Origin of the sequence: Methanococcoides sp. AM1 (assembly GCF_900774055.1) — an archaeon.
Lineage (GTDB): Archaea > Halobacteriota > Methanosarcinia > Methanosarcinales > Methanosarcinaceae > Methanococcoides.
The window spans coordinates 74,206-87,904 of record NZ_CAAGSW010000004.1 but is presented as its reverse complement, the minus strand read 5'-3'; the positions used below and the strand labels follow the sequence as shown (position 1 = coordinate 87,904).

The following is a 13,699-nucleotide window of genomic DNA, read 5'->3' as shown; positions in this document are numbered from 1 at the left end:
GTAAGCCAATGAATAACGAAAACTGATATTAAACCATGAGTGACAGGAAACACAGGATCGATGTGGATTTCTTCCGCCAGCTGGACCGCTTTACTTTCATGGTAAGAAAGCGGGTTTCCAGTGTCTATGCAGGAAGCAGGCGTTCAACACATAGCGGTCGCGGTCTTGATACCCTTGGATATGTTGAATATCACCCCGGAGATGATATCAAATCCATCGACTGGAACGTATATGCAAGGTCCGAAAAACTCTATGTAAGGGAGTTCGAAGAGGACAAATCAGTAACCACCCACATACTTTTGGATGCCAGCAACAGCATGGACTATTCCACTGGCGATGTTACAAAATACGAGTATGGAGCCATGCTTGCAGCCGGTTTTGCATATCTTGTCACCAAGGACAACGACAAGTTCGCCATATCCACATATGCCGAGGACATTACTATCTCACAGACACACAGGGGCAGACGCTACCTTCTCAGGGATATCGACCGGCTGGCAGACGTGGAACTTGAAGGAAAGACCGCATTGAACAGCTGTGTTGAACAATATGAGCGGGTTATACGATCACGGTCACTTGTTGTCATTATTTCAGATTTCATGGAGGACTTAAGTTCCATTGAATCAGCGATCTACCGTTTATCACATCACGACCTCATGCTTATACAGGTGCTGGATACTTCCGAAAGCGATCTATCCATACACGGACATGTAAAGCTCCTGGACCTTGAAACAGATGATGAACTGAAGACATACCTCAGTAATAATTTTAAGGATAAATATCAGGAAGAACTACAGGCACACATTGAGGGAATTAAAAAGATCTGCGACCATGTCGGTGCCGATTTCTTTACATTCACAACTGATACCCCCGTATTTGATGCGTTCTTCCACACAATTAACGGGAGGCGGGTCTGATGCCTTTTGACAATATACTCGGACTTGCAGCCCTTGCAAGTGTGATCCCACTCATTATACTATACCTGTTACGACCAAAGCCACTTCAGCTGAAGATCCCTTCCCTGATGTTCCTGATGCGGGCAGAACAGAAGAAAAAGCGGTTCGCTAACTTAAGAAGACTTATCAGGGATCCTATATTCCTTGCACAATTACTGGTTCTAATACTGATATCCATCGCAGTGGCAGCTCCATTCTATACATCCGAGGAAAGCCTGAGTGGAGAGCATACTGTCTTTGTCATTGATGCTTCTGCAAGTATGAACACTGACGGAAGATTTGACAGTGCTACTGAGATCGCAAAGACCTATGTCAGCAAGAAGAACAGCATCATCCTTGCACAGAACATTCCGGTCACGGTTCTTGAAGCCGGAGGATCCTCGGCTACAAAGGACACGCTGGACGGATTGTCGGGAAAGGGCACGGTGGCAGACCTGTCAACTTCCATCACGAATGCAATGCGAATGCTTTCTAACGAAGGTGGAAGAATAATTGTCATATCAGATTTTACCAACTGGGAAGGTGAGGATCCCGTTTCTGCAAAGAGACTTGCGGAATCCTATGGGATGAAGGTAAGCTTCGTAAGGGTTGGAGCGCCTGCTGACAACGTAGGTATAATTCAGGGCTGGCTTGAAGCTGAGGAGAATAGCTACACTTACAACTGTGTTGTCAAGAACTACATGGAAACCACACAGAACGTCAACCTGGAGATCGATACATCCGGAAGTGAAACAAAGAAGAGCGTTACACTTGAGGTTAAGCCATTCTCGACCAATCAGTTCAAACTGACAAATGTTGGACCCGGCGTCTCAACACTCAGGATAACAAAAGATGACAGCCTCATAACTGACAATACAGCTTACATATCAATTCCTTCGGACGTTCACAACGAATTGCTCCTTGTGACCGATGTCAAGAATTCGCCGGCTTCAGTTGCACTTTCGTTACTACCGAACATAAGGGCAACCCAATCGAACAACGTCCCGTCGGATCTCAGTGACTACAAAGTTGTCGTGATAGACACACAACAAAGAGCACTGACTACCGAAGAGGTTACACTACTTGATACTTTCATAAACAACGGCGGAGAAGTACTGTTCATTGCATCCTCAACACTTGATCCGGTAGTTGCAAGCTTTGACCTGCTCAAGTTCCTTCCGGTAAAACCAATTGCCATGATGGAAAGCAACAATGGGGAAGCCCTCAAAGTTGTTCAGGAGACAAGGCTGACGGAAGATGTCAGGTTCGAGGATATTGCAGTTTACACTTATCTTAACGCTACCATCAGGGCAGATGCGGTCTCACTTGTAGATACTGATTCAGGCATCCCGATGCTTGCCTACTGGAGTGTCGGTGACGGAACCGTGATGTACCTTGGCCTGAGCGATGAGCTTGGCGAGGATGCATGGAACAATTTCCATAACCTGCCTGAGTATCCTGTCCTATGGGCAAAGCTTATCGCATGGCTTGGAGGAGCGGGAGATATCGGTGACTACAACGTCCAGACAGGTGCGATTTCCGCACTTCCAAATGAGATGGACGTTTCCACACCTTCCGCAACCGTGACCACCAGCAGACTGCTCTATGATGAGGTTGGAATATACGAGGTTGCAGGAAAGAACATTGCTGTCAATCTTTATGATGACATGGAATCTGATACCACCATCGATTCATCCGGTGTCATGGACCGTGCCACATCCCAGGAAGGTTCCCAGATCGTGAGGGAAAATACCTACACATCCAAGAATTACATTGATATCTATCTCATCATTATTGCCATGCTTCTGGTGATCGTTGAGATACTTATTATCAGAAGCCGGGGTGAGCTATGATGTATGCTTTTGAAGAACCACTGGTACTATTACTTATCCTGCCGATAATTGCCGGCGGACTATACCTCATAAAAAAAGGTGCAAGAAGGACATTGATACTTTCACGCATCATCGTGCTTTCACTGCTTGTGGTGGCGCTGGCATCCCCCTTTTCAATTGTCAGCGAGGTCACCAGTGACGATACACCCCAGATGATCATAATCTCGGATGAGACCGGAAGTATGGAATTGTTCGAAGAAGGGGTCGGCGACAAGGTATATGAATCCCTGACTGCAAACACCCCGACCACCCTTGTCAGGCTCTCCGGTGACAGCACTTCTCTGGGGGATGCCGTCGAGCAATATTCCAGCGGAGATAACCAGATCGTACTGGTAACGGACGGTAATAGCAATTTTGGAAAGGATCTCGAAGAAGCTCTCCAGTTTGCCGGGGAAGTTGGCACCACCGTTTATTCAGTGGAACCGGAACTTGAGAAGAACGATATAAGCGTGCAGATCCTGGGCGATAAGACTGTAGTCATCGGAAACGAGAACCAGTTCGATGTGCTTGTCTCACAGGCAGGGGATGAAGAGATAAGGTATAGTTTTGAGGTTTACGCCGGAGACACACTTGTCAGGAGTGGTACCTTCACGCAGAACACACGCACAAGAACAATACGTGTACCTTATACTTTCAAGAAACTTGGTGCACAGGAATTGAGCGTTACCCTTACACCGCTTACATCCGATAAGGACAGTATCAATAACAAGTTCTACAAGGCTATCTACGTTGTACCCAAACCGAAGATCAAACTAATGACCAGTGATACTTCCGCACCTCTTGGAAATGTACTGTACAACCTGTATGATGTGTCCAACACGAACGAGTTCACAAATATTGATGATAAGAAGACAATAGTCCTTGATAACCGTAACATAAGGACACTTTCAGAAAGTGATATTGAGATGCTCAAGGAGTTTGTAACTGACGGGAATGGTCTTGTTGTTGTGGGAGGAGAAACCTCATTTGACCAGGGAAATTATTTGAACTCATCATTTGAAGATCTTCTGCCTGTCCTGTCAAAGCCAACAGACTGGAAAGGCGGGAGAAGCATTGTTCTTGTTCTTGATGTCTCTCAAAGCACATTCCACCATGAGACACTTTCCGACATCCTCGGAAATGCTATCTTCATACTTGAAGATGAGAACCTGAGGGATGCCTATGCAGGCGTCATCGCCTTTGGAAGTGAAGGTATCGATGTTTCAGGAGGACTGGTCTACCTTGGAAGTCAGGCAAATGTCTTGAAGCTTGAAGAGGACATCTCAGCATTGACACCGGGATCGACCAGTGAAACATCCCTTGACCAGGGACTTCTCATTGCACAGGACTGGCTTGAGAACGAGGTAGGGGAACTGGATATCATTATCATTTCTGATGGTGGTATAGAGCAGTCCTATGAAGACAGTCTTGTGGTAGCAGATGAGATCCACAATGGTGATATCCAATTCTATTATGTTCATGTCAAATCAGTTGCACCATCACAGAGGGACCAGTTCGGCAATATCTATGCAGAAACTCTCATGGAAAGCGTGGACGGAATATACTTCCCGGTCCAGAAAGGCGAACGTGCAAACCTGGAGTTCGAAGATCTGGACATCCCTGACGAGACCGGGGACGATGAACCGGTGATGACATCATTCCCGCTTATCGAATACAACCCGAACCACTTCATAACCCGTAACCTGGAAGTTGAAGGTAACATCACCGGCTACAATGACGTTACACCAAAAGCAGGTGCTGACAGGATCGTTGTGACTGCCACAGGCAAGCCGGTCATCACCACATGGAGATATGGGCTTGGGAGAGTTGCATCCATTACTACTGATAACGGTAAAGGCGGCCAGGCAACATGGAGCTCACAGATGTACTCCGGTAATAATTCAAAGCTGATCTCCTCGACCATGAACTGGGCGATAGGCAATCCGCAGGTAGAGGAAGGAACCGTGGTCGAAGGAGATGACACATGGTTTGGAAGTCCTGCAACACTTTACATAACACGCTACGATGAAGGTATTCCAAAACTCAAGTACAAGGGAGAGACACTTGAGCTTGCGGTTACAGGACAGAATACATATGAGACCACGATCGAGCCAAAGAACATCGGAATGCATGATGTTTCAGGTTATCCGATAGCTGTGAACTATGCCATCGAGTATCGTGATGTCGGTCTGAACGAGGACCTGCCTGTGCTCATCAAGGCTAATGGTGGTAAAACCTATAGTGAGAACGAAGCACTGGCACTGCTGCTTACAGATGCAAAGGCTAACTCCCTGAAGAGCGTTGAGCAGCCGGTCAGCCAGAAGCTGCTCTTCCTTATTGCAGCATTACTGCTTTTCCTCACAGAGATAGCAGTAAGAAGAATCAGGGAGATCAGGGCAGCGAACAGGGAAAGGGCAGAGTGAACTAATTCTACCTTCATTTTTTAAAAAACGCATGCAGAAGACTACGGATTTGTTCGTAGTTAAAGTAATGAATATATAACATTCGTTCGTTCTATAACTTGATGATACACATCAGGTGATATTATGAGAACAAAAAACGCTTACATCCCACTAATTATACTGATCATACTTTCGACGATCACTGCCGGTGCTATGATAATGAACGATACTGATAGCAGCGATAAGATAATGGTCGACGACGAAGGACTTGAAGCAGATGCTCCAACTGTTGATGGAGATATCTCCGAAAGTGATTCACTACAGCCTATAAAGACAATTGCTACTGTCATTGGCATCGACTCATGGGACGGAACGAAAGTCCTGCTTCTTGACCAGGATGATAGCGATATCGGGGAAGGCTATCCATGCGACCTGTACCTTATGATCGGAGAGGAAACAATCATCACAGACAGTGATGGAAACGAGCTTTCAATTGATGATCTTACTGAAGGAACAAGAATTGAAGCACACTATGGACCAATGGTAACAAGAAGCCTGCCGCCACAAAGTGGAGCTGTTAGCATTGTTATACTTGATGAGGATGTCCAAACCGAACCACAGCCTGTTAAGACGATCGGAACGATCCTTGGAACTGAAATCTGGAGTGAGAACACAGTCCTGCTTCTTGATCAGGATGACAGTGATATCGGGGAAGGTTATCCATGCGATATCTTTCTGGTAACAGCTCAGGAAACGACCATCACAGATAGCAATGGAAATGAACTTACCATTGAAGATCTTACAGAGGGAACAAGAATAGAAGCTTACTATGGACCAATGGTAACAGCAAGTTTGCCACCACAAAGCAGTACTTTGAAGATCGTGGTCTTAACAGAGTAAAATTTAAACAGTAACTGCATGGATACAAAAAGTGATCAGCTTTTTGACCATGCCTTCTTTTTTAGATCGTTTTGATCATTCTCATTTTCTACCAACTATCTCCTTTTCTCCCAAAAGTCTAATACCCTTAAAAAATAATCCTATTTACAGTTAAAAGAATAATTTATTCTCATAACCGGGGTTTAATCATGGGAGATAGCAAATACATTCGATGGTTCGAAGAGATACGTATAGATGATATTCCTTCAGTTGGCGGTAAGAATGCCTCGCTTGGTGAGATGTACCGCGAACTCACCGAAAAGGATATCAAGATTCCAAACGGGTTTGCGGTTACTGCGGATGCTTACTGGCATGTCCTGGAATCTGCGGGTGTGCTTGACAAACTCAAGGATTCCCTGGAAGGACTGGACACAAGAGATGTCAACGACCTTGCTGAAAGAGGGAAAAAAGCAAGAAGCATAGTACTCGATGCAGGCATACCGGATGACCTCTGGGAAGAGATCAAGGAAGCCTACGATAAACTGAGTGAAGAGTATGGAACTGAGACCGATGTCGCGGTTCGCAGTTCTGCAACAGCAGAGGATCTTCCTGATGCTTCATTTGCAGGACAGCAGGAAACATACCTCAACGTACACGGTTACCACTCCCTGAAGGATGCATGCAATCGTTGCTTTGCCTCCCTTTTCACGGACAGGGCGATCTCATACCGTGTGCACCACAAATTTGATCACTTCAAGGTCGGCCTGTCAATAGGCGTCATGAAGATGGTACGCTCAGACCTTGCATCCAGCGGAGTTACTTTCACCATTGACACTGAGTCCGGCTTCGAAGATGTTGTCTTCATAACAGGAGCTTACGGTCTTGGAGAGAACATCGTGCAGGGACTTGTCAATCCGGACGAATTCTACGTCTTTAAACCCACCCTTAAAGAAGGTTACAGGTCGATCATCCAGAAAAAGCCGGGTAGTAAAGAGATAAAAATGATATACGGACGCGGGGATTCACGCATACTTACCCGTAATGTGGAAGTTCCCCTTGCAGACCAGAGGAAATTCTGTATCAACGATGAAGAGATCCTCCAGCTTGCAAAATATGCTGCCACCATTGAGGACCACTATTCTAAAAAGAAAGGCAAGGCTGTGCCCATGGATATCGAATGGGCAAAGGACGGTAACACCGGTGAGCTTTTCATTGTACAGGCCAGACCTGAAACCGTCCAGTCAAGGAAGAGAAAAGATATTCTTGAGACCTATTTCCTTGATGAGAGGTCAACTGTTCTCGTCACTGGCAGAAGTGTAGGTGACAAGATCGCAGTCGGAAAGGTCCGCGTGGTCGATGATGTTTCAAAGCTATCTTCTTTCAAACAGGGAGAGATACTCGTAGCTGACACAACAACTCCTGACTGGGAACCTATTATGAAACGGGCAGCTGCTATTATCACAAACAAAGGTGGAAGGACCTGCCATGCAGCCATCGTCAGCCGTGAGCTGGGAGTCCCCGCCGTTGTGGGTGCACAGGATGCTACTGAAAAACTGTGGAACGGAATGGATGTCACGGTGAGCTGTGCTGAAGGTGATATCGGCAGGGTCTACGAAGGAATATTACCTTTCCACATCGAGACGGTTGACCTCAAGGGCTTAGGAAAAACAAAGACCGAGATGATGATGAACCTCGGAAATCCGGAAGAGGCATTTGCTCTTTCCATGATACCGAACGATGGTATCGGACTTGCAAGACTTGAGTTCATAATCACGAGTTACATCAAGGTCCATCCCATGGCACTGATCCATCCTGAAAAGATCGAAGACGAAAGTGTGCTTGAGGAAATTGAAAAACTCACCTCCGGATACAAGAGTAAGGAAGTCTATTTCGTGGAGAAGCTTTCCCAGGGAGTAGCCACCATTGTAGCTTCATTTTATCCGAAGCCCGTGGTGGTACGCATGAGCGACTTCAAGTCAAACGAGTATGCCAGCCTTATCGGCGGGGAATACTTCGAGTTCGAAGAGAGCAACCCGATGATAGGTTTCAGGGGAGCATCACGCTATTATGACGAGCGCTACAGGGAAGGTTTCGCACTTGAGTGCAGGGCTATGAAGAAGGTCAGGGATGAGATGGGACTTACGAACCTCATCCTCATGATACCTTTCTGCAGGCGTATCGAGGAAGCGGAAAAAGTGATCGCTGAAATGAAAAGGAATGGACTGGAAAGGGGACAGAATGGCTTGCAGGTATATGTCATGTGTGAGATTCCAAGCAATGTGCTGTTGATTGATGAGTTCAGCAAATACTTCGATGGTTTTTCCATAGGCTCCAATGACCTTACCCAACTGACCCTTGGTGTGGACAGGGATTCGGAGATACTGGCATCGTCCTTTGATGAAAGGGATGAAGCTGTGAAGAAGATCGTTTCCATGGCAGTTCAGGGAGCAAAGAGGAATGGCAAACACAGCGGGATCTGTGGTCAGGCACCCAGTGACTTCCCTGAATTTGCTGAGTTCCTTGTGAGGGAAGGTGTCGACTCGATCTCTTTGAATCCGGATTCGGTTATGAAGATCTCACTAAAGGTTCTGGAAACGGAAAAAGAGATGGAATGAAATGGGAGAGCTATCTCTCTTTCATTCATTCTTGTTTTTGGTAGATTCTTCTTTTTTAGTCATTTCAATTTGTAGAATCTGAAATTCCTGAAATGAAAGATATGTAAGATATCAAAAGTCTAAAAAATAAATAATACAGCTAAAAATAGAAAATAAAAAGATCAACCGATCAGCCGGTTGATATCCTCACTATCGATAATTCCAACGAGCCTTTTCTTTTCATCGACCACAGGCAAAGCGGAAATGCTATGTCTTTCCATGCGCTTTGCACCGGCAATGATAGGCTCATCCGGCATTGCCACAAGCACTTCTTTTGTCATGATATCATCCAGATCGACGGATTTTAATGCAACCGCCTTTGAGATATCCCACGACGTAACGATACCTGCAAGGCATCCTTTCTCATTGACAACCGGCAGATGTGTCAGTCCTTCCTCAAACATTACCTTTGCAGCGGTCTCTATGCTCACACCTTCCCTGATGGTCGCAACCGCTTCGGTCATGACATCACCAACGGATGTGTGTGTCAGGAAATTGTGAACCACATAATTGATGTGACCGCTCTCGAGAAGGAAAGCATCATGGCCGTAGCTGGACTCGATCTCCCGGTAGCTTACATCGTGGTCATTGAAGAGAAGAGCTTCCACTACCTTCTTTGATTGGTATGGGGGATACAGCCAGTCCGATGTTATGGAGATCAACAATATCTTTGCCTGAATCTCCTTCAAACCTTCTGCAAGGGAGCCGTTCTTTGAAAGGTCGAAATAATCCACTGCCTTTGTCACATATAGATAGGAATTGGCATCAAACCTTTCGGTAAATGATTCTCCCTGGTATTTCAGGTAGCTTTCGACCTGGAAATCATGTGACATATCGAATTTGTATCCCTCACCTTGCTGCAACTCCCTTCCGAACTTCTCGTGCATGGAATCATCGCTAAGATAAGTGATATGGGCTATCATTCTGGCTGTGGCTAACCCATGCACAGGAGGTTTTCCAGAATAATAGTCGCCTTCATCCCAGTCAGGATCGGAGACTATGGCATTCCTGCCAACCTCATTGAACGCTATCTGCTGCGGCGATGAAACTGCTGTGGAAGCGATAACGACCGCTTTCCTCACAAGGTCAGGGTAAGCAACTGTCCACTGGAGGGTCTGCATACCACCCATGGAACCACCTACCACTGCAAGTAGAACTTTGATCCCAATATGATCTATCACTCTTTTCTGGACGTTCACCATATCGCCGATAGTTATCACTGGAAAAGTGATGCCATACGGTTTGCCTGTATCGGGATCCAGTGATGCAGGACCTGTAGTTCCCATACAGCCACCCAGTACGTTTGAACAGATCACGAAATACCTGTCAGTATCGAGGGCTTTTCCCGGTCCTATGACATCTTCCCACCATCCGGGCTTACGGTCATCGGGACTATGCCTGCCAGCAGCATGTGCATCGCCTGTAAGGGCATGGCAGACAAGGATAGCATTACTTTTGTCCTTGTTGAGGTTACCATAGGTCTCATAGGCGACCCTAATATCCTTTAGGGTCTGCCCACCTTCTAAGAGGAACTCACCTTCAATTGTATGATAGTTAGTTCCAACAATACCTACGGATCTCTCGCTCACTGCTGAGACCTCTCTAAAGCCTGATCAATGTCGGCAATAATATCTTCTGCATTCTCAAGACCTACGGACATCCTGATGAAATCATCAGTTACACCGGTCTGCTCACGCTCTTCCTTTGTGAGTTGTTGATGTGTCGTTGATGCCGGGTGGACAACAAGTGTCTTTGCATCACCGATGTTAGCAAGGTGGGAGAGCAGTTCTACGTTCTCGATGAACTTCCTGCCGGCTTCCAGTCCGCCCTTGACACCGAATCCGAGGATAGCGCCATAGCTTCCTTTCAGGTATTTGCCTGCAAGTTCATGGGAAGGGTGGTCTTCAAGACCAGGGTAGTTCACCCATTCGACCAGCGGATGGGATGCAAGGTGTTTTGCTACCTTTAATGCATTCTCACCGTGTCTTTGTACCCTTAAAGGAAGTGTTTCAACACCTTGTATGAACTGGAATGCATTGAATGGGCTCATTGCAGGTCCAAGGTCACGCAGATGTTGTGTTCGAACCCTGAGTATGAAAGCAAGATTTCCCATTCCGGGAATATCACCGAAGGATTCCCAGAACTTCAGGCCATGATAACTTGGGTCGGGTTCTGTGAACTCAGGGAACTTTCCATTGTCCCATTTGAAGTTTCCGGAATCTACGATAATACCACCTATGGAAGTACCGTGACCTCCAAGGAACTTGGTTGCGGATAACACTACTATGTCTGCACCATACTCTATCGGCTTTGCGATTCCTACACCCACGGTGTTGTCCACAATTAGAGGAACACCTGCATCATGAGCGATCTTCGCTATCTTTTCAAGATCAGGAACATCAAGCTTTGGATTTCCGATTATCTCTACGTAGATGGCACGTGTTTTGTCGGTGATGGCCTTTTCGAACTCTTCCGGTTTTGTGGAATCCACAAAGTGCACTTTCCTGCCGAATTTTGGAAGGGTGTGATTGAAGAGCTGGTATGTACCACCATAAAGGTTGTTGGCAGAGACTATCTCATCACCAAGCTGTGTGACGGCCAGTACTGTTAAGGAAATAGCAGCCATGCCTGAAGCTACACCAAGTGCTCCTGTGCCACCTTCGATGGCAGCTACTCTTTCTTCCAGAACACCGGTCGTTGGGTTCATCAGGCGTGTGTAAATGTTGCCGAATTCCTTCAGCGCGAAAAGGTTCGTTGCGTGGTCTGCATCCTTGAAGAGATAAGCAGCAGTCTGGTAAATAGGGACTGCACGTGACCCCGTCGGGTCAGGCACATGTCCTGCATGCAATGCTAATGTGTCTAATCCATAATTTTTGTCAATCATAATTGTACCTCAGTTGATGTTAAGTTCGTATTTTTCAGCGATCTCAAGGAATGCATCCGAGAGATAGTGTATCTGGTCCCATGAAAGTCCGTATGTGCTCAGCTTCCAGCTTCTTGTAGCACCGGGGAACTCACCTGCTATACCTCGTTTCTTCAGTTCGTCACTGAAGAAGTATCCCCTGCGCTTGTGCGTCTTTGCTATTTTGTCGAAGCTGTTGGTGGTATCTACTTTGGAAAGGGCATGCTTTCTCGGGAACTCGCTCAGCACTTCATTTCCTTCGATCCTCAGGAACTCGTTGAGGAAATAGTTGGATTTCTTGACTTCCTCATCCCAGTGCTTTGTCCTTTCTTTCACATATGGGAACGATGCCATCATTGACAGCAACGGTGCTCCCATCAGTGTGCACCCAAGGAACTCGACCTCCTTGATGCCGAACTTTCTTCCGGTCACATCACCGACCATCTGGGTGGTCCTGAAAATCTTGTCAGACCATTCATCAGTGGTTGCCAGTACTCCTGAAGGAGCTACAGATGCCATGCTCTTGTGTCCGGAACCTACTACGAAGTCCGCACCGAGCTTCTTTCCATCAACAGGCATGATACCAACTGTATATGCTCCGTTGTAAAGGAACGGAATTCCGTATTCCTGTGCCACTTTACCGATACCATAGATATCGTGTTCATTACAGAACAGATAGTCGAAATGGTCGATCATGATAAGGGACGGCAATTTACCGGTCTCTTTCTTTACTTCATCGATCTTGTGTGACACTGATTCGGCTATGAGTACATTTTCCTCGTTCACAGGAGCTTCTTTTACAATTCCACCGGCACCTTCCACAGCGAGGAATTCCGTATAATGTGCAAATGCAGATACGACCACCGTATCACCCTTTTCAACAAGAGTTGAAGCAACGGCCTGGAAACCTCTCCTAGCACCGGGAACTACTCGTGCTTGATCCATTCCAACGAACTCTGCGAGCTCTGTGTGGAACTCTGCGATCGAAGGTTTTTCGATCTTATCGAGCCTGAACGGCTTTCGGCAGTTGTCACAGGTTGAGTACCCGTCCCCATAAGCTATAACAGCTTTGCGGGCTTCCGGTGTTAGTCTTCCACCGGCCTGAATGGGCTGTATATTTATGAACTCCTCTTCCCTTGTTCGGCACATAAGGTCGCCCACAATACTGACAGGTTGTGTTTGGCCGTCTTTTGCGCCTATCTCCTCGATAAGGCCGCCAAGACCCGACACGATCTCAGAAAAGCGTTCAGACTGTTCATTGCTCATACCCGTAGGTAAAGCCTGCCTGACTATCTGCCTGAGATCCTCCAGTGCGAACTGGGTTTCGAATATTTTGTTGGCGAGATATTTTTTGTTGATTTGTTCATCCATTCTGTTACCACCTGCTCGGTTCGGGATAAGCAAAACTGTAAAAACAATTTTGAACCCCAATCGATCGGTCTGCTATACCTGAACCACTCTCTTGCTGGTTCCTTCAATTTGTTAACGGTGTTAACTGCGTATAGATCTACAAAACTGCTATATAAAAGTAGCTGACTGTAGCACTTATAAGTTGCAGAAGTAAACCCACGCCATACTATGGTGTGATTTAATTATATATAAAGTAAAGGATTGTGGCAATGTGTTTATATGTACATTAGCACCCATATTATAGCGGCAAAGTACACACATTTTGGATACACTTTTATAGGACGGAATTTAATATATATTATACGAGGTCAGGAGTTTGCCGTTTCTCTTGACCTTGGAACTGATCTGAAGGGTCTGGGGACTTTTCAGGTTTTCGATGTGGGAGTACATCTGAACTTGCATATCTCGGCCATATATCCCGCCTGGCCTTGATATGTAAATGCATCATAATTGCATCGTAATTGACAGAATGATATAACTTTTTTTGAATTCTAATTCTTTCATTATTATTCAGAGCCTCTTAGGATTCTCTGAATTGGACCATTACAATTGAAGATTTTTAAGTAAACCTTAATAGCAAGAAAACCCCAGTACTATATATACAATATTAGGTGGGGTTACTATGAAAATTGATAGAATTTTATGG

Annotated in this window: 8 protein-coding genes; 5 read left to right on the top strand and 3 right to left on the bottom strand. The window is 46.0% G+C overall.

Annotated elements, in window-relative coordinates; genetic code table 11:
• Positions 1–35 precede the first annotated feature (35 nt).
• From E7X57_RS07525 to ppsA, 5 genes are all read left to right on the top strand, one after another.
• Entirely contained in the window at positions 36–917 is an 882-nt protein-coding gene (locus tag E7X57_RS07525; RefSeq protein ID WP_135612242.1) for a DUF58 domain-containing protein, read from the top strand.
• Positions 917–2,788, top strand: a complete 1,872-nt coding sequence (locus tag E7X57_RS07520) for a VWA domain-containing protein (protein ID WP_135612240.1) — start codon at positions 917–919, stop codon at positions 2,786–2,788. Before E7X57_RS07525 ends, E7X57_RS07520 begins: the two co-directional genes overlap by 1 nt.
• Positions 2,788–5,229 (top strand): hypothetical protein, encoded by a 2,442-nt coding sequence (locus tag E7X57_RS07515; protein ID WP_371413179.1) that lies wholly within the window; start codon positions 2,788–2,790, stop codon positions 5,227–5,229. The genes E7X57_RS07520 and E7X57_RS07515 overlap by 1 nt, the downstream gene beginning before the upstream one ends.
• A gap of 123 nt (positions 5,230–5,352) precedes the next feature.
• Positions 5,353–6,108 carry a hypothetical protein gene (locus tag E7X57_RS07510; RefSeq protein ID WP_135612236.1) on the top strand — a complete coding sequence of 252 codons (756 nt, stop codon included), beginning with the start codon at positions 5,353–5,355 and terminating at the stop codon, positions 6,106–6,108.
• Between the two features lie 188 nt (positions 6,109–6,296).
• A complete protein-coding gene (gene ppsA, locus E7X57_RS07505) occupies positions 6,297–8,702 on the top strand; it encodes a phosphoenolpyruvate synthase (protein ID WP_135612234.1) in 2,406 nt (801 codons plus the stop codon).
• A 161-nt stretch (positions 8,703–8,863) separates the two neighbouring features.
• On the opposite strand, the gene E7X57_RS07500 is transcribed toward ppsA, so the two are convergent.
• The 3 genes from E7X57_RS07500 to pscS are packed head-to-tail and all read right to left on the bottom strand — an operon-like array spanning position 8,864 to position 13,014.
• On the bottom strand, positions 8,864–10,330 hold the full coding sequence (locus tag E7X57_RS07500) for a homoserine O-acetyltransferase (protein WP_135612232.1): 1,467 nt from the start codon (positions 10,328–10,330) through the stop codon (positions 8,864–8,866).
• On the bottom strand, positions 10,327–11,625 hold the full coding sequence (locus E7X57_RS07495; protein ID WP_135612230.1) for an O-acetylhomoserine aminocarboxypropyltransferase/cysteine synthase family protein: 1,299 nt from the start codon (positions 11,623–11,625) through the stop codon (positions 10,327–10,329). The genes E7X57_RS07500 and E7X57_RS07495 overlap by 4 nt, the downstream gene beginning before the upstream one ends.
• A gap of 9 nt (positions 11,626–11,634) precedes the next feature.
• Complete coding sequence (pscS, locus tag E7X57_RS07490) at positions 11,635–13,014, bottom strand: O-phospho-L-seryl-tRNA:Cys-tRNA synthase (RefSeq protein ID WP_135612228.1); 1,380 nt, start codon at positions 13,012–13,014, stop codon at positions 11,635–11,637.
• Positions 13,015–13,699: the final 685 nt, after the last annotated feature.